21 protein-coding genes and 1 tRNA gene are annotated in these 18,580 nt (G+C 62.9%); 18 read left to right on the plus strand and 4 right to left on the minus strand.

The window, feature by feature from the left end; genetic code table 11:
• Positions 1-18 precede the first annotated feature (18 nt).
• From B2J86_RS14400 to B2J86_RS14415, 4 genes are all read right to left on the minus strand, one after another.
• On the minus strand, positions 19-942 hold the full coding sequence (locus tag B2J86_RS14400; RefSeq protein WP_173025971.1) for a PilW family protein: 924 nt from the start codon (positions 940-942) through the stop codon (positions 19-21).
• A 2-nt stretch (positions 943-944) separates the two neighbouring features.
• Positions 945-1,622, minus strand: a complete 678-nt coding sequence (pilV, locus tag B2J86_RS14405) for a type IV pilus modification protein PilV (RefSeq protein WP_254068133.1) — start codon at positions 1,620-1,622, stop codon at positions 945-947.
• Entirely contained in the window at positions 1,610-2,188 is a 579-nt protein-coding gene (locus B2J86_RS14410; protein ID WP_173025972.1) for a GspH/FimT family pseudopilin, read from the minus strand. Before B2J86_RS14410 ends, pilV begins: the two co-directional genes overlap by 13 nt.
• A 102-nt stretch (positions 2,189-2,290) precedes the next feature.
• Positions 2,291-2,515 carry a hypothetical protein gene (locus B2J86_RS14415; RefSeq protein WP_173025964.1) on the minus strand — a complete coding sequence of 75 codons (225 nt, stop codon included), beginning with the start codon at positions 2,513-2,515 and terminating at the stop codon, positions 2,291-2,293.
• 157 nt (positions 2,516-2,672) lie between these two features.
• On the opposite strand from B2J86_RS14415, the gene B2J86_RS14420 reads away from it, so the two are divergent.
• From B2J86_RS14420 to nuoK, 18 genes are all read left to right on the plus strand, one after another.
• Positions 2,673-3,830 carry a pyridoxal phosphate-dependent aminotransferase gene (locus B2J86_RS14420; protein WP_173025973.1) on the plus strand — a complete coding sequence of 386 codons (1,158 nt, stop codon included), beginning with the start codon at positions 2,673-2,675 and terminating at the stop codon, positions 3,828-3,830.
• Positions 3,831-3,950: 120 nt separating this feature from the next.
• The gene (gene rpsO, locus B2J86_RS14425) at positions 3,951-4,217 is read left to right on the plus strand and encodes a 30S ribosomal protein S15 (RefSeq protein WP_169168763.1); all 267 of its coding nucleotides are present in this window, start codon (positions 3,951-3,953) and stop codon (positions 4,215-4,217) included.
• A gap of 195 nt (positions 4,218-4,412) precedes the next feature.
• Positions 4,413-6,641, plus strand: coding sequence for a polyribonucleotide nucleotidyltransferase (gene pnp / locus B2J86_RS14430; RefSeq protein ID WP_173025974.1), 2,229 nt, complete (start codon positions 4,413-4,415; stop codon positions 6,639-6,641).
• Positions 6,642-6,733: 92 nt separating this feature from the next.
• Positions 6,734-7,720, plus strand: coding sequence for an NAD(P)H-quinone oxidoreductase (locus B2J86_RS14435; RefSeq protein WP_173025975.1), 987 nt, complete (start codon positions 6,734-6,736; stop codon positions 7,718-7,720).
• A 2-nt stretch (positions 7,721-7,722) separates the two neighbouring features.
• Positions 7,723-8,472: a triose-phosphate isomerase gene (gene tpiA, locus B2J86_RS14440; RefSeq protein ID WP_169168766.1), complete on the plus strand. Its 750-nt coding sequence runs from the start codon at positions 7,723-7,725 to the stop codon at positions 8,470-8,472.
• 41 nt (positions 8,473-8,513) lie between these two features.
• Entirely contained in the window at positions 8,514-8,918 is a 405-nt protein-coding gene (gene secG, locus B2J86_RS14445) for a preprotein translocase subunit SecG (protein ID WP_169168767.1), read from the plus strand.
• Between the two features lie 113 nt (positions 8,919-9,031).
• A tRNA-Leu gene (locus B2J86_RS14450) sits at positions 9,032-9,116 on the plus strand.
• Positions 9,117-9,193: 77 nt separating this feature from the next.
• Entirely contained in the window at positions 9,194-9,553 is a 360-nt protein-coding gene (locus B2J86_RS14455; protein ID WP_169168768.1) for an NADH-quinone oxidoreductase subunit A, read from the plus strand.
• A gap of 25 nt (positions 9,554-9,578) precedes the next feature.
• Positions 9,579-10,058: an NADH-quinone oxidoreductase subunit B family protein gene (locus B2J86_RS14460; protein WP_007849129.1), complete on the plus strand. Its 480-nt coding sequence runs from the start codon at positions 9,579-9,581 to the stop codon at positions 10,056-10,058.
• Between the two features lie 9 nt (positions 10,059-10,067).
• Positions 10,068-10,676, plus strand: a complete 609-nt coding sequence (locus tag B2J86_RS14465; protein ID WP_169168769.1) for an NADH-quinone oxidoreductase subunit C — start codon at positions 10,068-10,070, stop codon at positions 10,674-10,676.
• Positions 10,677-10,703: 27 nt separating this feature from the next.
• Positions 10,704-11,957, plus strand: a complete 1,254-nt coding sequence (locus tag B2J86_RS14470; RefSeq protein ID WP_169168770.1) for an NADH-quinone oxidoreductase subunit D — start codon at positions 10,704-10,706, stop codon at positions 11,955-11,957.
• A complete protein-coding gene (gene nuoE / locus B2J86_RS14475; RefSeq protein WP_169168771.1) occupies positions 11,954-12,445 on the plus strand; it encodes an NADH-quinone oxidoreductase subunit NuoE in 492 nt (163 codons plus the stop codon). Before B2J86_RS14470 ends, nuoE begins: the two co-directional genes overlap by 4 nt.
• On the plus strand, positions 12,442-13,797 hold the full coding sequence (nuoF, locus tag B2J86_RS14480) for an NADH-quinone oxidoreductase subunit NuoF (RefSeq protein ID WP_169168772.1): 1,356 nt from the start codon (positions 12,442-12,444) through the stop codon (positions 13,795-13,797). The genes nuoE and nuoF overlap by 4 nt, the downstream gene beginning before the upstream one ends.
• A gap of 15 nt (positions 13,798-13,812) precedes the next feature.
• The gene (gene nuoG, locus B2J86_RS14485; protein ID WP_169168773.1) at positions 13,813-15,948 is read left to right on the plus strand and encodes an NADH-quinone oxidoreductase subunit NuoG; all 2,136 of its coding nucleotides are present in this window, start codon (positions 13,813-13,815) and stop codon (positions 15,946-15,948) included.
• On the plus strand, positions 15,945-17,027 hold the full coding sequence (gene nuoH / locus B2J86_RS14490; protein WP_169168774.1) for an NADH-quinone oxidoreductase subunit NuoH: 1,083 nt from the start codon (positions 15,945-15,947) through the stop codon (positions 17,025-17,027). Before nuoG ends, nuoH begins: the two co-directional genes overlap by 4 nt.
• 14 nt (positions 17,028-17,041) lie before the next feature.
• The gene (gene nuoI / locus B2J86_RS14495) at positions 17,042-17,551 is read left to right on the plus strand and encodes an NADH-quinone oxidoreductase subunit NuoI (protein WP_169168775.1); all 510 of its coding nucleotides are present in this window, start codon (positions 17,042-17,044) and stop codon (positions 17,549-17,551) included.
• A 42-nt stretch (positions 17,552-17,593) separates the two neighbouring features.
• On the plus strand, positions 17,594-18,268 hold the full coding sequence (locus B2J86_RS14500; RefSeq protein ID WP_169168776.1) for an NADH-quinone oxidoreductase subunit J: 675 nt from the start codon (positions 17,594-17,596) through the stop codon (positions 18,266-18,268).
• Positions 18,265-18,573, plus strand: coding sequence for an NADH-quinone oxidoreductase subunit NuoK (nuoK, locus tag B2J86_RS14505; protein WP_169168777.1), 309 nt, complete (start codon positions 18,265-18,267; stop codon positions 18,571-18,573). The genes B2J86_RS14500 and nuoK overlap by 4 nt, the downstream gene beginning before the upstream one ends.
• The last annotated feature ends 7 nt before the right edge of the window (positions 18,574-18,580 follow it).

Raw genomic sequence — 18,580 nt, forward strand, 5'->3', positions numbered from 1 at the left:
GTGTTTTTCTTGGAAGGGTTAAAGCACTGTGCCAATCAGCCCTTGACTGCGCAGTTGATAAACGTTGCGAAAGGCAATGTGCATGCGCCGGGCGCGCACGCCTGTGAGCGCGGCCATGTCCACGTTGGTGGCACCGTCGCAATCGGTGTAAGTACTGCCAGCGGGCATATCGATGGGCTCTACGCCATAGAGCACCAGGCAGACTTCTACCGCCTGCACCTTGCCCCAGTTGTCTACGCTATCCGCGGTGACGTACTGGATCTTGGTGTCACCCGGTGTGGTGTTGTCTTGCAGCAGGTAGCGCACCTGAAAATTGGCCACGTTCTGCACGATGGGCTGATAGCCCGCGCCGTTGCCGTTGCACCTTAGTTCGCTGTCATTGAGTTGGAAAATGCTTTCCACCCGCTGATCGTTGTTGGTGTCGGCTGGGCCGCCCAGGCAGTTGCGCACTAAGGATTGCTCGGCGGCGGCGGAGTAGACGGCTTCCTTGTAGCGGCGGTAGCCCACGGTGAGGGTAATAGGGCTGTTGCCGCCGAGGAGTGTGTGGGTGGCAGGGTCAAAGCTGTTGCCGGTACCTGATGCGGCTGCGGTGGTTTCAAACGCCACGGGGGCGGTGGGAGCGTTGACGCTCGCCGCATTGGTGGAGTTGAGGTTGAGATACAGCGAACCCGCTTGGCGCAGTTGCAAGCCGATGACGCGCATGGCATTGGACGCTTGCTGCTGAATGCCGCTGGCGTCACTCACGGTGCCCGAGACGCTGCGCGAAACCATGAGCGCGCCCATGGCAACAGCCACGGTGAGCAGGCCAATGGCGATTCCGACCATCAACTCAATCAGCGTGACGCCGCGCTGGGTGAGTGCGCGCCGGGCCACGGATTTTGGGTATTTTTCGCCTCCAGGGTTCGCAGGGAAAGCGCGGAAAGCGAAGGTTTTTGAGAGCATTTTCAAGAGCCCGGGCAGAAATATTGGGTTGTGCCGCCCCCGCCGGTGTAGGGTGCGCAGCGCGCGGAGACAGGGATGTATTGAAGATGGCAAGTGCGGTCGTCAGGGCAGGCGTTGGCGGTATCGGTGCCTGCGGTGAGGGTGCCGTCGGCGGCGCGGACTTGGGTGGCGTCGGTGTTGTCCTTGTAGTTTTTCTTGTCGGTTGAGTCGGCGATGTCGCGTTCGTTTTCGCGCCAGCTGACCATTACGCCCAATTGCCGGCGGTTAGGGTTGGCGCCCGTGCCTTCACCGGGGGCTAAAAAGATGTTGGCCTGGCCCAGAGGGAGAGTGTTTTTGACGGCTTGCTTCCAGACGGCCAGGTCGTAGGCGGCTTGTGCGCTGTGGCTGCAGCCGCTGGAGCAGTCGCCTGGCGTGGGTTCTGCACTGAATGTGGAAACGTAAGCGTTGATATTGCCTAAGGCGTTGGGGTTGACTTTCATGCGCTCGCTCAAATCCTCGATGAGACGGATGGCCTGCGCACGGCGCACGGTGGTTTGGGTGTCGCTCAGTGTGCGCATTTGCACGCCCAGGATGCCGAGGATTCCCAAGGCCATAACGACGATGGCGACCAGGGATTCGATCAGCGTGATGCCGCGCTGCAAGTGGATGGATGTGCGCTTCATGGACTTCAGCCGTTGCATGGAATGTCCTCTGGGGGGATGACGCGAATTCGCCCGCCAGAACTCATGCAAACACCGCGTGCGGCAGGGTTCGTCGTGGATTTGTTTAACGGTACGAGGCTGAAGCCGAGCCAGGCGCCGTCCACAAGGCCCCATCGGTTGAGCTTGATGCTGTCGCCACCACCGGTGCGGGTGACCTGCACGTTGGCAGGCGCGTCGTAGCGTTGCAGGACGGGCTCGCCGGCATTGCAGGTGCCATTGCCGTTGGTGTCGGCGCAGACGAACCAGCCGCAGTCCCAGTCTCGGGTGCCGCTTGCCGTTGTGCAGCCATTGGTGGTGTTGGGGAGTTTCTGGATGGCCACCTGCCCGCCGCGCTTGATGGCTTCAGAGCGTGCGTAATACAGGGTGGACTGCAGTTGCTCTGTCGTTTGCCGTACCCGCCAGCGTTCGACCAAGGGGGTAAAACTGGGGGCCGCAATGGCTGCCAGCACGGCCATGATGGCCACCACCACCATGACTTCAATGAGGGTGAAACCATGCGTGCGTCGGCGGACAGTAGTGCTTTGATAGGACAGAAGGAAAGACATGTAACCCATGGTAGCGGGCGAATGTCTCCGGACGCCGGAAGTGCAGACAAATGGCGAGGGCTGTCGGACCAGTGGTCGGTCCGCTGTGGTTTGCGTGCCGATTCAGCGCTGCGTATAACCCCGGCATGCCCCCGCATTGGGCAGTCCCTTGCACTCCCGGTACAAGCGCCGGTCACGCTCGGCGCTGGTTTCTTCAGACGGGCTGCGCTGGTGCTTGACTTTGACAGCGCCGTGCTTCTTGGCCGCCTTGCTGGTGGTGGCGTCGGTGGTTTTCTTCTGCCGCGCGGCATGCGCGCCTTCGGACATAGCCAGAAGGCCTAGGGCCATGCAGGCGCCCAAGACGGCGGTGCCCCAATGACAGCGCAGGATTTTGTGGCAACTGGATTGGTGCATGAGCGCTCCGTGGCTTGAGGGTTGGTGGGTAGAGCGTTTCGTGCAGCATCCCATACGATGCTGCGTTGTCACTCTCTATATCCATCCTGCCATGCGCCACGCTGTACTGAACCTCGAAGAATCCCGTATCCGTGAAGTTGCCAACGCCGGCATGGGGCGCAGCGATGTGTTGGCCTTTTGGTTTGGCGAGAGCGATGAGAGCACGCCCGAGGTGGTGCGGCAGGCAGCGGTGGATTCCCTGGAGCGCGGCGAGACCTTTTATGCACACAACCTGGGCCTGCCCGAGCTGCGCGACGCCGTGGCCGCTTACACGAGCCGTCTGCATGGCCCGGTGGGTGCCGACCGCATCGCCATCACCTCGGGCGGCGTGAATGCGCTAATGCTGGCGGTGCAGGCGCTGGTGGATGCGGGCGACGAGGTGGTGGCGGTCACACCGGTGTGGCCCAACCTGACGGCGCAGCCGTGCATCATGGGTGCACGCCTGCGCTGTGTGGCGCTGCGGCCGCAGGCGGGTGGGGCCTGGACGCTGGACATGGGTGAGTTGCTCGCAGCCATCACGCCGACCACGCGGTTGCTGATCGTCAATGCGCCCAACAACCCCACGGGCTGGACGTTGACGGCTGGCGAGCAGCAGCAGATTCTGAAGCATTGCCGCCGCACCGGCACCTGGATTCTGGCCGACGAGGTGTACGAGCGCCTGTATTACGAGCCCACAGCCAACGGCTGCGCGCCGAGCTTTCTGGATGTGGCCGGGCCCGAGGACCTGCTGGTGGTGGTGCAGAGTTTTTCCAAAAGTTTCTTGATGACGGGCTGGCGCCTGGGCTGGCTGGTGATGCCGCCCGACATGACCCAGCACATGGGCAAGCTGATCGAGTTCAACACCTCGTGCACCAGCGTGTTCACGCAGCGCGCGGGCCTGGCGGCGCTGCAGCATGCGGACCAGATCACGCCGTGCGTGGTGGCGCACCTTAAAACCTGCCGCGACACGCTGGTGCCGCTGCTGCAGGCGCTGCCCGGCGTGGAAGTGGCGCCGGCGCGCGGCGGCATGTATGCGTTTTTCAGGCTGGCGGGGCAGGGTGATTCGCTGGCGGTGGCCAAGCGCCTGGTGGCCGAGGCCGGGCTGGGACTGGCGCCGGGCAACGCCTTTGGCGACGAGGCCCAGGGCTGGTTGCGCTGGTGCTTTGCCTCGCGCGACCCGCAGCGCCTGGTGGACGGAGTGCAGCGGCTCAAAAGCTGGCTCGCGTTATAATTGCAGGGTTTTGCATGGTGCAAGACGCACGCCGGTGGCCCTTCCAGCTTCTGGCGCAAGTAAAACCAGTGCCCGCCGTGCTTCGCAAGAGGCGCTAGGCCACATATCCGGAAAAACCAAATGATCGCATCCTCCATCAAGGCCGAAGTCGTCAAGGCCAACGCCCGTGCTGCCAACGATACCGGTAGCCCAGAAGTTCAAGTGGCCCTGCTCACGGCCCGCATCAACGAACTGATGCCCCACTTCAAGACGCACGCCAAGGACCACCACGGTCGCCGCGGCCTGCTGCGCATGGTGAGCCGCCGCCGCAAGCTGCTGGACTACCTCAAGAGCAAAGACGGTCAGCGTTACGTTGACCTGATTGCCAAGCTGGGTCTGCGCAAGTAAGCGTTGCCACAGCAAAAACGCCTGGGTTAGCGCGCTAGCTCAGGCGTTTTTTACTTTGCCGGTGTGCAATGCAGAGCGAAGCTGTGTCATTCCAATGGATTTCCGCGGGCGGTTTCACTGGAATGGCATCGTGTTCTGAATTGGCCGCTGGCGCCCTCTGGTAGAGCGTTACCAGCTATTAACTCAGGAGCAAACATGAGCATTTTCAACAAAGTCAGCAAGACCTTCCAATGGGGTGACAAGACCGTCATCATGGAAACGGGCGAGGTCGCGCGCCAGGCGTCGGGCGCTGTGGTCGTGAACATCGATGACACCGTGGTGCTGGCCACCGTGGTGGCCTCCAAGGGCGCCAAGCCCGGTCAGGACTTCTTTCCCCTGACGGTGGACTACATCGAGAAAACGTACGCCGCCGGCAAGATCCCCGGCAGCTTCTTCAAGCGCGAGGCCAAGCCCAGCGAGCACGAAACCCTGACCAGCCGTCTGATCGACCGCCCGATCCGCCCGCTGTTCCCCGAAGGTTTCTTCAACGAAGTGCACGTGGTCATCCACACGCTGTCGCTGAACCCCGAAGTCGACGCCGACATCGCCGCGTTGATCGCGTCGAGCGCCGCCCTGGCCATCTCCGGCATCCCGTTCAGCGGCCCCATCGGCGCTGCGCGCGTGGGCTTCATCAATGGCGAATACGTGCTCAACCCCGGCCAGACGGCGCGCAAGAGCAGCCAGATGGACCTGGTCGTCGCCGGCACCGAAGCGGCCGTGCTGATGGTCGAGTCCGAAGCGCAGCAACTGCCCGAAGACGTGATGCTGGGCGCCGTGGTGTTTGGCCACGAACAGAGCAAGATCGCCATCAACGCCATCCATGAACTGGTGCGCGATGCCGGCAAGCCCGTGTGGGACTGGAAGGCGCCCGCCAAGGACGAGGTGCTGATCGCCAAGGTGGCGGCCCTGGCCGAGGAAAAAATGCGCGCCGCCTACCAGCTGCGCAACAAGCAAGCCCGCACCCATGCGACGCGCGAAGTGATCGCCTGGACCCTGGCCGGCCTCAACGCCGAAGGCGTGGAGTTCGACAGCGTCGCTGTCGAGAACATGCTGTTCGACATCGAGGCCAAAATCGTGCGCAGCCAGATCCTGTCGGGCGAGCCGCGCATCGACGGCCGCGACACGCGCACCGTGCGCCCCATCGAGATCCGCAATGCCTTGTTGCCCCGTGCGCACGGCTCGTCGCTGTTCACGCGCGGCGAAACCCAGGCGCTGGTGGTGACCACGCTGGGTACCGAGCGCGATGCGCAGCGCATCGACGCGCTGGCCGGCGAGTACGAAGACCGCTTCATGATGCACTACAACATGCCTCCCTTCGCCACCGGTGAAGTGGGCCGCATGGGCTCGACCAAACGCCGTGAAATCGGCCACGGTCGCCTGGCCAAGCGCGCGCTGATCGCTGTGCTGCCGAACAAGGAAGAATTCCCCTACACCATGCGCGTGGTCTCGGAAATCACCGAGTCCAACGGCTCCTCGTCGATGGCTTCGGTCTGCGGCGGCTGCCTCTCGCTGATGGATGCCGGTGTGCCGATGAAGGCGCACGTGGCGGGCATCGCCATGGGCCTGATCAAGGAAGACAACCGCTTCGCCGTGCTGACCGACATCCTGGGCGACGAGGACCACCTCGGTGACATGGACTTCAAGGTCGCGGGCACCACCGCCGGCATCACGGCACTGCAGATGGACATCAAGATCCAGGGCATCACCAAGGAGATCATGCAGGTCGCCCTGGCGCAGGCCAAGGAAGCGCGCATGCACATCCTGGGCAAGATGCAGGAAGCCATGGGCGAGGCCAACACCGAAGTCTCCAGCTTCGCACCCAAGCTCTACACCATGAAGATCAACCCCGAGAAGATCCGTGACGTGATCGGCAAGGGCGGCTCGGTGATCCGTGCGCTGACCGAAGAGACCGGCTGCCAGATCAACATTGATGAAGACGGCACCATCACCATCGCTTCGACCGATACCGCCAAGGCCGACGAAGCCAAGCGCCGCATCGCGCAGATCACCGCGGAAGTGGAAATCGGCAAGGTCTATGAAGGTCCGGTGACGAAGATCCTCGACTTCGGCGCGCTGATCAACCTGCTGCCCGGCAAGGACGGCCTGCTGCACATCAGCCAGATCGCCCACGAGCGCGTCGAGCGCGTCAGCGACTACCTGACCGAAGGTCAGATCGTCAAGGTCAAGGTGCTCGAGACCGACGAAAAGGGCCGCGTCAAGCTGTCGATGAAGGCCTTGGCCGAGCGCAGCAATGGCGGCAACGACCGCCCGGCGCCCGCCGAGCGTGCTGACCGCGGCGAGCGCCGCGAGCCGGCGCCCCGCGAAGGCGAACAGCAGCAACAGCAGGCCCTGCCGCTCGATCAGCAAGGCCAGCTCAACGGCTGATCGACTGATTTGCTATTGATATGAGAGCTACTAACGCACGCCAGTCGTGCGTTAGTGGCTTAAGTCATTCAAATCAACGAAAGCTGATCGATATGCGTGCTGTAGAAATTACCTCATTCGGCCCGCCCGACGTGCTGCGTCTGGGCGAGCGCCCTGTGCCCGTGGCCGGCGCCGGCGAGCTGCTGATCCGCGTCGCGGCCAGCGGCATCAACCGGCCCGACGTCTTGCAGCGCAAGGGCGGCTATGCGCCGCCGCCCGGCACCTCCGACCTGCCGGGCCTTGAAGTGGCCGGCGTGGTCGAGAGTGGCGATGCGGCCGCCATGGCGCAGGCGGGTCTGCGCGTGGGCGACCGCGTGTGCGCGCTGGTGGCCGGTGGCGGCTATGCCGAGTGGTGCGTTGCGCCGGTCGCGCAGTGCCTGCCGGTGCCGGCGGGCCTGAGCGACGTGGAGGCGGCCTCGCTGCCCGAGACCTTCTTCACGGTCTGGAGCAACGTGTTCGACCGCGGCCGCCTGCAGCGCGGCGAAACCCTGCTGGTGCAAGGCGGCAGCAGCGGCATCGGCGTGACCGCGATCCAGTTGGGCCGGGCGTTGGGCGCCACCGTGATCGTGACGGCGGGCAGCGATGAAAAATGCGCGGCGTGCCTCGCGCTCGGTGCGCACCATGCCATCAACTACAAAACGCAGGACTTTGTCGCCGAGGTGCAGCGCATCACCGGCGGCAAGGGCGCCGATGTGGTGCTGGACATGGTGGCCGGCAGCTATGTGGCGCGCGAGGTGGAATGCCTGGCCGAGGACGGCCGCGTGGTCATCATCGCAGTGCAGGGCGGACTGCAGAGCGAATTCAATGCGGGCTTGGTGATGCGCCGGCGCCTGACGATCACGGGTTCCACGCTGCGGCCCCGCCCGGTGGAGTTCAAGGGCGCCATCGCCCGGTCGCTGCGCGAACATGTGTGGCCGCTGCTCGCGGCAGGCGCGGTGCGGCCGGTCATCCACAGCACGTTTCCCGCGGCGCAGGCCGGTGACGCGCATGCGCTGATGGAGTCCAGCCAGCACATTGGCAAGATTGTTTTGACGTGGTGACCATGAAGAAGAAGCTGATTGCAGGCAACTGGAAGATGAACGGCAGCCTGGCCGCCAACGATGCCCTGGTGCGCGCGCTGGTGGCCGGCCTGGTGCAGCGGGGAGAGGGGTGCGACGTGGCCGTGGCAGTGCCCGCGCCTTATCTGGCGCAGGTGCAGTCGCTGGCGTCGGGTTCGCCCCTGGCGCTGGCGGCGCAGGACGTGTCGCAGCACGAGGCGGGGGCCTACACCGGCGAGGTGTCGGCCGCCATGCTGCGCGACTTTGGCGTGCGCTACGTGCTGGTGGGGCATTCCGAGCGCCGCCAGTTCCATGGCGAGACCGATGTCGATGTGGCCATGAAGGCGCAGCGCGCCTTGGCGGCAGGGGTCGCGCCCATCGTCTGCGTGGGCGAAACCCTGGCCGAGCGCGAGTCTGGCCAGACCGAGGCCGTGGTGCGGCGCCAGCTGGCGGCGGTGATCCATCTGATTGGCCACTGCATCAGCGAAGTGGTAGTGGCGTACGAGCCTGTCTGGGCCATCGGCACCGGCCAGACCGCCTCGCCCGAGCAGGCGCAGCAGGTGCATGCCGTGCTGCGCGCCCAGTTGGCGGCGGCAAGCGACAAAGCGCAACATATTCGCCTGCTCTATGGTGGCAGCATGAATGCGGCCAATGCGGCGCAGCTGCTGGCGCAGCCCGACATCGACGGTGGTCTGGTGGGCGGGGCCTCGCTCAAGGCCGACGACTTTCAGAGAATTATTGCTGCAGCCCAATAAGGGCGTGCGGTGGCAGCTATTAAATCAGGAGTAATCGAACTATGAGCATGCTAGTGAATGTAATTTTGGCGGTACAGATGTTGACCGCCCTGGGCATGATTGGCCTGATTCTGATCCAACACGGCAAGGGTGCGGACATGGGCGCAGCGTTTGGCAGCGGCAGCTCGGGCAGCCTGTTTGGCGCCAGTGGCAGTGCCAACTTTCTCTCGCGCACCACGGCGGTGCTGGCGGCGGTCTTCTTTGTCTGCACGCTGGCCTTGGCCTACTTTGGCAACGCACGTCCTGTCAGTTCGGGCAGTGTGCTGGAAGGCTCTGCCCCTGTGGCCGCGCCCGCCGTGGAAACCGGCCCTGCCGCCGCCATTCCAGGCAATGCGGCACCGGCGCCTGCCGCACCTGCTCCGGCCCAGGGCGACGCTCCCGGCAGTGCGCAGATTCCTGCGAAATAAAAGTGCGTAAATCTCTGGAGAAGCCCAAAGGCAGGGTTTTTCCGGGGTAGAATCCCTGATTGTCTGGAAAGCAAAAACCAACAGGTTCCTCAAGCCATTCAGACAACACAACAGCCGTCGTGGTGAAATTGGTAGACACGCTATCTTGAGGGGGTAGTGGCGAAAGCTGTGCGAGTTCGAGTCTCGCCGACGGCACCAAACAAAAAAGAGCTTGTCCACATGTCCCGTTCAGCGGTCATGTCGGATAAGGCTCCAGCGGTGAGCACATCCCCAAGATGAACCTCGATCAATATCTCCCCGTTCTTTTGTTTATTTTGGTCGGCATTGCCGTGGGTGTCGTGCCTTTGGCGCTGGGCTACATTCTGGGCCCCAATCGCCCGGACCCCGAAAAGAACTCTCCCTACGAGTGCGGCTTCGAGGCCTTTGAGGATGCGCGCATGAAGTTCGATGTGCGCTATTACCTGGTGGCCATCCTGTTCATTCTTTTCGACCTCGAAATTGCCTTTCTTTTTCCCTGGGCCGTGGCATTCCATGATGTCGGGGTGGTGGGTTTCGTTGCAGTGGTGATTTTCCTGACCATCCTCGTCGTGGGCTTTGTCTACGAGTGGAAAAAGGGTGCCCTGGATTGGGAATGACCGGGCTTGAGCGAGGACAGACACAATGATTGAAGGCGTGATGAAGGAAGGCTTCATCACCACGAGCTATGACTCCGTGGTGAACTGGGCCAAGACGGGGTCGCTGTGGCCTATGACCTTTGGGTTGGCCTGCTGCGCCGTCGAGATGATGCATGCGGCGGCGGCGCGCTACGACATCGGCCGTTTTGGTGCCGAGGTGTTCCGTGCCAGCCCGCGCCAGTCCGATCTGATGATTGTGGCGGGCACGCTGTGCAACAAGATGGCGCCCGCGCTGCGCAAGGTCTATGACCAGATGAGTGAGCCGCGCTGGGTGCTCTCCATGGGTTCATGCGCCAACGGCGGTGGCTACTACCACTACAGCTATTCGGTGGTGCGTGGCTGTGACCGCATCGTTCCGGTGGACGTGTATGTGCCTGGCTGCCCGCCCACGGCGGAGGCGCTGATCTACGGGATCATCCAGCTGCAGCAGAAAATCCGCCGCACCAACACCATCGCGCGCGTCTGAAGGGGTTCCATGACAGTTGTTGCCATTCACCCTGAAAAACTCAGGGATACCCTTGTGGCCGCATTGGGCGACAAGGTGCGCCAGGTGTCGGTGGCACTGGGCGAAGTGACCGTCGAGGTGCCTGCTGCGCATTATCTGGAAGCGATGCGGCAATTGCGCGATGCGCCGGGCTGCCAGTTCGAGCAACTGATCGATCTGTGCGGTCTCGACTATTCCTCATATGGCGATCGTCCGCAGGAGGGCTTGCGCTACTGCGTGGTGTCGCACCTGTTGTCGGTGAGCCTCAACCAGCGCGTGCGCGTGAAGGTGTATTGCGCCGATGACGATTTCCCGGTGGTGCCCTCGGTGACGGTTCTCTGGAACTCGGCGGCCTGGTTCGAGCGCGAGGCATTCGACCTGTACGGCATCGTGTTCGATGGGCATGGCGACCTGCGCCGCATCCTGACCGACTACGGGTTCATCGGCCACCCATTCCGCAAGGATTTTCCGCTGTCGGGCCACGTGGAGATGCGCTACGACGCCGAGCAGCGCCGTGTCATCTACGAGCCGGTAACCATCGAGCCGCGCGAAGTTACGCCGCGCATCATTCGCGAAGACAAATACGGAGGCCTGCACTGAGGCGCGGAGCGCCTTCTGTGATCCACCATGGCTGAAATCAAGAACTATTCCCTGAACCTGGGGCCGCAGCACCCGGCCGCGCACGGCGTGCTGCGCCTGGTGCTGGAGCTCGACGGCGAAGTCGTGCAGCGCGCCGACCCGCACATCGGGCTGCTGCACCGTGCGACTGAAAAGTTGGCCGAGCACAAAACCTACATCCAGTCGCTGCCTTACATGGACCGTCTCGATTACGTGTCCATGATGTGCAATGAGCATGCCTACTGCCTGGCCATCGAGAAGCTGCTGGGCCTGGAAGTGCCGCTGCGCGCGCAGTACATCCGGGTGATGTTCTCCGAGATCACGCGCCTGCTGAACCACCTGATGTGGCTCGGCTCGCACGGCAATGACTGCGGCAGCTCCACCATCCTGATCTATACCTTCCGCGAGCGCGAGGACCTTTTTGACATCTACGAGGCGGTCTCCGGCGCACGCATGCACGCCGCCTATTTCCGCCCCGGCGGTGTCTACCGCGACCTGCCCGACAGCATGCCGCAGTACAAGGCCAGCAAGGTGCGCAACGCCAAGTCGCTCGAGGCGCGCAACCAGAACCGCAAGGGTTCGTTGCTCGATTTCATCGAAGACTTCACGCGGCGCTTCCCCGCCTGCGTGGACGAGTACGAAACCCTGCTGACCGACAACCGCATCTGGAAGCAGCGCACCGTGGGCGTTGGTGTGGTGGCACCTGAGCGCGCACTCAATCTGGGCATGACCGGGCCGATGCTGCGCGGCTCCGGCATTGGCTGGGATCTGCGCAAGACCCAGCCTTACGATGTCTATGACCGCATGGACTTCGATGTCCCGGTGGGCAAGACGGGCGATTGCTACGACCGCTATCTGGTGCGCGTGAACGAGATGCGCCAGTCCAACCGCATCATCCAGCAGTGCATCCAGTGGTTGCGTGCCAACCCAGGCCCTGTCATCACCGACAACCACAAGGTGGCGCCGCCCGACCGCGAATCCATGAAGTCCAACATGGAAGAGCTGATCCACCATTTCAAGCTGTTCACCGAAGGCTTCCACGTGCCCGAGGGCGAGGCCTACGCGGCGGTCGAACACCCCAAGGGCGAGTTCGGCATCTATCTGGTGAGCGATGGTGCCAACAAGCCCTACCGCCTGAAGATCCGTGCACCTGGTTTCGCGCACCTGGCTGCCATGGACGAAATGGCCCGTGGTCACATGCTGGCCGACGTGGTGGCCATCATTGGCACCATGGATATCGTGTTCGGAGAGATTGACCGATGATTTCTGAAGCGACCCAAGCGCGCTTTGCGCGCGAAGTGGCCAAATACCCTGCGGAGCAGAAGCAGTCCGCGGTCATGGCCTGCCTGGCAATTGTCCAGGCGGAGCAGGGCTACGTGAGCGAGGAGAGCGAGGCTGCCATTGCCGAGTACCTTGGCATGCCGCAGATTGCGGTGCACGAAGTCACCACGTTCTACAACATGTACAACCAGCGGCCGGTGGGTAAGTACAAGCTGGCCGTGTGCACGAACCTGCCGTGCCTGTTGCGTGACGGCGGCAAGGCCCTGGAACACCTGGAACACAAGCTGGGCATTGCCATGGGCGAAACCACGGCAGACGGCATGTTCACCCTGCAGCAGTGCGAATGCCTTGGGGCATGCGCCGATGCGCCGGTGATGCTGGTCAACGACCGCAACATGTGCAGTTTCATGGGCAACGACAAGCTCGACCAACTGGTCGACAGCCTGCGCGCAGTGGAGGGCCAGCCATGAACACAGCAGCAGTCCTTTCCCAGTTCCAGGCCGCGGGCGTGGAAACCTGCTTCCACGACCGCCATATCGAGCCGCAAATCTACGCCGGGCTCAACGGTTCCAACTGGAGTCTCAAGGACTATGAGGCGCGCGGCGGCTACCAGGCCTTGCGCAAGATGCTGGGCCTAGGCGAAGGTGCTGAAGCCATGACGCAGGACCAGGTCATCGCCACAGTCAAGGAGTCGGGGCTGCGTGGCCGCGGCGGCGCTGGCTTTCCGACGGGTCTGAAGTGGAGCTTTATGCCGCGCCAGTTCCCGGGGCAAAAGTACCTGGTCTGCAACTCGGACGAGGGCGAGCCGGGCACCTGCAAGGACCGCGACATCCTGATGTTCAACCCGCACATCGTGATCGAGGGCATGATCATTGCCGCTTACGCGATGGGCATCAGCGTCGGCTACAACTACATCCATGGCGAGATTTTCCAGGTGTACAACCGTTTCGAGGCCGCACTCGAAGAGGCCCGCGCCGCGGGCTACCTGGGAGACGAGATTCTGGGCAGCAGCTTCAGCTTTCAGCTGCATGCCCACCACGGCTTTGGCGCCTACATCTGCGGTGAAGAAACCGCTTTGCTGGAGTCGCTCGAAGGCAAGAAGGGGCAACCGCGCTTCAAGCCGCCATTTCCGGCCAGCTTTGGCCTGTACGGCAAGCCCACCACCATCAACAACACCGAAACCTTCGCGGCCGTGCCGTGGATCATCCGCAACGGCGGCGCGTCCTACTTGGCCTGTGGCAAGCCCAACAACGGCGGCACCAAGATCTATTCGGTCAGCGGCGATGTGGAAAAACCCGGAAATTACGAAGTCCCGATGGGTACGCCTTTTGCCAAGCTGTTGGAGCTCGCAGGCGGCGTGCGCCAGGGGCGCCAGCTCAAGGCCGTGATCCCGGGTGGCTCGTCGTCGCCGGTGTTGCCTGCCGCCATCATGATGGAGTGCACGATGGACTACGACTCCATCGCCAAGGCCGGCTCCATGCTGGGCTCGGGAGCGGTCATCGTCATGGACGACAGCCGCTGCATGGTCGAGTCGCTCAAGCGCTTGTCCTACTTCTACATGCACGAGTCCTGTGGCCAGTGCACGCCCTGCCGCGAAGGCACAGGCTGGCTCTGGCGCCTGGTGGACCGGATCCACCGTGGCGAGGGCCATCCGGCGGACATGGACGTGCTCGACTCCGTCGCCAGCAACATCATGGGCCGCACCATCTGCGCCCTCGGTGATGCAGCGGCCATGCCGGTGCGCGCCATGGTCAAGCATTTCCGGCCCGAGTTCGAGGCGCTGATCCAGAAGACGAACCCTCAGACCGCAGCTTCTGCCTGATCGTGAGAAAAGCATATGGTTGAAATTGAACTTGACGGTCAGAAAGTGGAAATTGCCGAAGGCAGCATGGTCATGCATGCGGCCGAGAAGGCAGGCACCTACATTCCGCATTTTTGCTACCACAAAAAGCTTTCCATTGCGGCCAACTGCCGCATGTGTCTGGTCGATGTGGAAAAAGCCCCCAAGCCCATGCCGGCCTGCGCCACGCCCGTGACGCAGGGCATGGTCGTGCGCACCAAGAGCGACAAGGCCATCCAGGCGCAACAGTCGGTCATGGAGTTTCTGCTGATCAACCACCCGCTGGACTGCCCCATCTGCGACCAGGGTGGTGAATGCCAGCTGCAGGATCTTGCGGTAGGGTACGGCGCATCTGCTTCGCGCTACGAGGAAGAAAAGCGCGTGGTCCTGCACAAGGATGTGGGGCCGCTGATCTCCATGGAAGAGATGACGCGTTGCATCCACTGCACCCGTTGCGTGCGCTTTGGCCAAGAAGTGGCCGGCGTCATGGAGCTGGGCATGATCCACCGCGGCGAGCATTCCGAAATTACCACGGTGGCCGGCGACACGATCGATTCCGAACTCTCGGGCAACATGATCGACATTTGCCCCGTGGGTGCTTTGACCAGCAAGCCCTTCCGCTACAGCGCCCGCACCTGGGAGCTGTCGCGCCGCAAGTCGGTCAGTCCGCACGATTCCACCGGTGCGAACCTGGTGGTGCAGGTCAAGAACAACAAGGTCATGCGCGTCCTGCCGCTCGAGAACGAAGACGTCAACGAGTGCTGGATTGCCGACCGAGACCGCTTCTCCTATGAAGCGCTGAACAGCGATGAGCGCCTGCAGCGCCCCATGCTCAAGCAGGGCGGGGTCTGGAGCGAAGTCGACTGGCAGACGGCACTGGAGTACGTGGCCAACGGCCTGCAGCAGATTCGGGCCGAGCACGGTGCGGACAGCATCGGTGCGCTGGTCAGTCCCCACAGCACGCTAGAGGAACTGTTCCTCGCGAGCGCGCTGGTCCGCGCACTGGGCAGCGACAACATCGACCACCGCCTGCGCCATGCCGATTTCACCGCGCCGGAAGGCGTGCGCTGGCTGGGGCGCTCCATTGCGTCGCTGTCCACCTTGGACGCTGTGCTGGTCGTAGGCTCCAACCTGCGCAAGGACCATCCGCTGTTTGCGCAGCGCATCCGCCAGGCTGCGCGCAAGGGCTGCAGCGTGTCGTCGATTGACGCGGTGGTGCGCGACTGGGCCCTGCCCGTAGCGCACACGCTGCTTGCCACGCCAGCGGCCTGGATGCAGGCGCTGGCGGACATATCCGCCGCCATTGCCCTCGAAAAAGGCGTGCCTGCGCCAGACGCGGCCGGCAAGGCGGGCGACGTGGCCCAGTCCATCGCGCGCGCGCTGCTGCGTGGCGAGCACAAAGCCGTGCTGCTGGGCAATGCGGCCGCGCACCATGCGCATGCCACCGGTCTGTTGGCCCTGACACAGTGGATTGGGCAGCACACGGGCGCAACGGTCGGCTACCTCACGGAAGCTGCCAACACCGTGGGAGCACAGTGGATGAGCGCGCTGCCGGCACAGGGTGGGCAGAACGCAGGGCAGATGCTGGCAGGGGGCCTGCGCGGCGTGCTGCTGTTGAACACCGAGCCCGAATACGACAGTGCTGCAGGCGCTGCCGCAGCGCAGGCCTTGGGCCGTGCAGACATGGTCGTGACCCTGAGCCCCTTCAAGGCCAACATGGAGTTCAGCGACGTGCTGCTGCCGATCGCGCCGTTCACCGAAACCTCGGGCAGTTTTGTCAATGCCGAGGGCTGGCTGCAGAGCTTCCATGCCGTGGTGCGGCCACTGGGCGAAACCCGCCCTGGCTGGAAGGTGCTGCGGGTGTTGGCGAATCTGTTGGGCCTGTCGGGCTTTGATTATGAGACTTCGCAGCAGGTGCTGGCGCAGGCGACCGGCGCACCGGCGGGCGATGTGACCCGTGTGCCCGCTGCGCAACTGAACAACGCCACGCAGGCAAGCGCTCCGGTGGCATCGATGGCGCTGCCCGATCCGGTGACGGCATCCATCTACCAGCTCGACGGCATCGTGCGCCGTGCGCCCTCGTTGCAGCTCACGGCCGATGCGCGCCTGGCCCGTGAAGGAGCCGCAGCATGATCGATACGCTCTACAACGGCGGCCTGGGCCTGGTCGGGCAGACCTGGTGGACGGGCGCAGCCTGGCCCGTGCTCTGGATCCTGATCAAGATCGTCGTGGTGCTGTTGCCCCTGATGGGTGCTGTGGCCTACCTCACGCTGTGGGAACGCAAGCTCCTGGGCTTCATGCAAGTGCGCCATGGCCCCAACCGGGTCGGCCCGCTGGGCCTGCTGCAGCCGATTGCCGATGCCTTGAAACTGCTCACCAAGGAAATCATCCAGCCGACGGCGGCCAGCAAGGGGCTGTTCGTGCTCGGTCCTGTGATGGCCATCATGCCGGCCCTGGCGGCCTGGGTGGTGATTCCCTTCGGTCCGGATGTCGCGCTGACCAACGTCAATGCCGGCTTGCTGCTGATGCTGGCCATCACCTCCATCGAGGTGTATGGCGTGATCATTGCGGGTTGGGCCTCGAACTCGAAATATGCGTTCCTTGGTGCCATGCGGGCTTCGGCCCAGATGGTCAGCTATGAAATCGCCATGGGCTTTTGCTTTTTGGTGGTGGTCATGGTGTCCGGCAGCATGAACCTGACCGAGATCGTCATGGGCCAGTCGCGCGGCATGGCGGCGGGCCTCGGGCTCAACTTCCTGTCCTGGAACTGGTTGCCTTTGCTGCCGATTTTCATCGTCTACCTCATCTCCGGCGTGGCCGAGGTGAACCGCCACCCGTTCGACGTGGTGGAAGGCGAGGCGGAAATTGTGGCCGGCCACATGGTCGAGTATTCGGGGATGGGTTTTGCCATCTTCTTCCTGGCGGAATACGCCAGCATGTGGCTGGTGTCCATCCTGGCGGTGCTCATGTTCCTGGGGGGCTGGATGTCCCCCATCGATAACGCGCTGTTCAACTGGATTCCCGGCTGGATCTGGCTCGGCGTGAAGACCTTCGTAGTGGTATCCATGTTCATCTGGATCCGTGCGACCTTCCCGCGCTTTCGCTATGACCAGATCATGCGCCTGGGCTGGAAGATCTTCATTCCAGTCACCTTGGTGTGGCTGGTCATCGTCGGGGCGTGGTTGCACTCGCCATGGAACATCTGGAAATAAGCGGGGACACACGAATGGCTGCCGTTGCTGCTGCATCTTTTTCCATCAAGGACTTTTTCAAGAGCTTTTTGCTCGTGGAACTCGTCAAAGGCATGACCCTGACCGGGCGCTATGCGTTCCGGCGCAAGGTGACGGTGCAGTTCCCGGAAGAGAAAACGCCACTGTCGCCGCGTTTTCGCGGGCTGCATGCGCTGCGCCGTTATGACAACGGCGAAGAGCGCTGCATTGCTTGCAAGCTGTGCGAAGCGGTGTGCCCCGCCGTGGCCATCACCATCGAGTCGGAGCAGCGCGACGACGGCTCACGCCGCACCACGCGCTACGACATCGACCTGACGAAGTGCATTTTCTGCGGCTTCTGTGAAGAGAGCTGCCCGGTCGACTCCATCGTCGAGACGCACATCTTCGAATACCACGGCGAAAAGCGGGGTGACCTGTACTTCACCAAGGACATGCTGTTGGCCGTGGGCGACCGCTACGAAGGCGAAATCGCCGCTGCCAAGGCAGCCGACGCCAAATATCGCTGATGCAGCGCCCGCTCTAAGCCGACTTCTACAAAGAATCGATTCATGGACGCCAAGACTGGTTTTTTCTATCTGTTCTCGGTCGTGCTGCTTTATGCAGCCTTCCGGGTCATCACCGCCCGCAACCCGGTGCACGCCGTGCTGCACCTGATCCTGGCTTTTTCGCAGGCTGCTGGCGTGTGGCTGTTGCTCAAGGCCGAGTTCCTGGCCATCGTGCTCGTGCTGGTCTACCTCGGAGCGGTGATGGTGCTGTTCCTCTTCGTGGTCATGATGCTGGACATCAATGTGAACACGATACGGCAGGGTTTCTGGAAGCATTTTCCGGTGGCTGCAACCATGGGCGCGCTGATTGCACTCGAAATGGCTGCGGTCCTGATGGGCGGCTTTCGCGGCATGGACGAGCCCAAGGCGCTGGCGGCCATGGTCGATGCCGCAGGCAATGTGATTCCGTATTCGAACACGCTGGCCCTGGGCAAGCTGATGTACACGCAATACCTCTATCCGGTGGAGATTGCTGCAGTCATCCTGCTGGTAGCCATGATTTCGGCCATCGCGCTGACCCTGCGCAAGCGCAAGGACAGCAAGGCCATTGACCCCTCGTTGCAGGTGCGTGTCAAAGCTGCCGACCGTGTGCAGCTGCTCAAGATGGCGGTCACCCAGAAGGCGCAGCCACCGGTGGTTGCCGAGGCCGACGCGGGTACCGAGGAGAAGAAAGCATGACTTTGACACTGGGGCATTTCTTATCGCTGGGCGCCATGCTGTTTTCGCTGGCCGTCATCGGTATTTTTCTGAACCGCAAGAACCTGATCGTCCTGCTGATGGCCATCGAGCTGATGCTGCTGGCCGTGAACATGAACTTCGTGGCGTTCTCCCACTACCTGGGTGATATGCACGGCCAGGTGTTCGTGTTCTTCATCATGACGGTGGCGGCTGCCGAGTCGGCCATCGGGCTGGCCATCCTGGTGCTGCTGTTCCGCAACAAGTCCAACATCAATGCGGACACCCTCGACACCCTCCGCGGTTGAGCCGCCG

It is taken from the genome of Acidovorax sp. SRB_14, from assembly GCF_012932145.1.
In the GTDB taxonomy this organism is placed as follows: domain Bacteria; phylum Pseudomonadota; class Gammaproteobacteria; order Burkholderiales; family Burkholderiaceae_C; genus Simplicispira.

Excerpts from the sequence above, each read along its gene's own strand:
- B2J86_RS14400 (WP_173025971.1), bottom strand. The coding sequence starts at position 942 with ATGCTCTCAAAAACCTTCGCTTTCCGCGCTTTCCCTGCGAACCCTGGA.
- pilV (WP_254068133.1), bottom strand. The coding sequence starts at position 1,622 with ATGCAACGGCTGAAGTCCATGAAGCGCACATCCATCCACTTGCAGCGC.
- B2J86_RS14410 (WP_173025972.1), bottom strand. The coding sequence starts at position 2,188 with ATGTCTTTCCTTCTGTCCTATCAAAGCACTACTGTCCGCCGACGCACG.
- B2J86_RS14415 (WP_173025964.1), bottom strand. The coding sequence starts at position 2,515 with ATGGCCCTAGGCCTTCTGGCTATGTCCGAAGGCGCGCATGCCGCGCGG.
- B2J86_RS14420 (WP_173025973.1), top strand. The coding sequence starts at position 2,673 with ATGCGCCACGCTGTACTGAACCTCGAAGAATCCCGTATCCGTGAAGTT.
- rpsO (WP_169168763.1), top strand. The coding sequence starts at position 3,951 with ATGATCGCATCCTCCATCAAGGCCGAAGTCGTCAAGGCCAACGCCCGT.
- pnp (WP_173025974.1), top strand. The coding sequence starts at position 4,413 with ATGAGCATTTTCAACAAAGTCAGCAAGACCTTCCAATGGGGTGACAAG.
- B2J86_RS14435 (WP_173025975.1), top strand. The coding sequence starts at position 6,734 with ATGCGTGCTGTAGAAATTACCTCATTCGGCCCGCCCGACGTGCTGCGT.
- tpiA (WP_169168766.1), top strand. The coding sequence starts at position 7,723 with ATGAAGAAGAAGCTGATTGCAGGCAACTGGAAGATGAACGGCAGCCTG.
- secG (WP_169168767.1), top strand. The coding sequence starts at position 8,514 with ATGAGCATGCTAGTGAATGTAATTTTGGCGGTACAGATGTTGACCGCC.
- B2J86_RS14455 (WP_169168768.1), top strand. The coding sequence starts at position 9,194 with ATGAACCTCGATCAATATCTCCCCGTTCTTTTGTTTATTTTGGTCGGC.
- B2J86_RS14460 (WP_007849129.1), top strand. The coding sequence starts at position 9,579 with ATGATTGAAGGCGTGATGAAGGAAGGCTTCATCACCACGAGCTATGAC.
- B2J86_RS14465 (WP_169168769.1), top strand. The coding sequence starts at position 10,068 with ATGACAGTTGTTGCCATTCACCCTGAAAAACTCAGGGATACCCTTGTG.
- B2J86_RS14470 (WP_169168770.1), top strand. The coding sequence starts at position 10,704 with ATGGCTGAAATCAAGAACTATTCCCTGAACCTGGGGCCGCAGCACCCG.
- nuoE (WP_169168771.1), top strand. The coding sequence starts at position 11,954 with ATGATTTCTGAAGCGACCCAAGCGCGCTTTGCGCGCGAAGTGGCCAAA.
- nuoF (WP_169168772.1), top strand. The coding sequence starts at position 12,442 with ATGAACACAGCAGCAGTCCTTTCCCAGTTCCAGGCCGCGGGCGTGGAA.
- nuoG (WP_169168773.1), top strand. The coding sequence starts at position 13,813 with ATGGTTGAAATTGAACTTGACGGTCAGAAAGTGGAAATTGCCGAAGGC.
- nuoH (WP_169168774.1), top strand. The coding sequence starts at position 15,945 with ATGATCGATACGCTCTACAACGGCGGCCTGGGCCTGGTCGGGCAGACC.
- nuoI (WP_169168775.1), top strand. The coding sequence starts at position 17,042 with ATGGCTGCCGTTGCTGCTGCATCTTTTTCCATCAAGGACTTTTTCAAG.
- B2J86_RS14500 (WP_169168776.1), top strand. The coding sequence starts at position 17,594 with ATGGACGCCAAGACTGGTTTTTTCTATCTGTTCTCGGTCGTGCTGCTT.
- nuoK (WP_169168777.1), top strand. The coding sequence starts at position 18,265 with ATGACTTTGACACTGGGGCATTTCTTATCGCTGGGCGCCATGCTGTTT.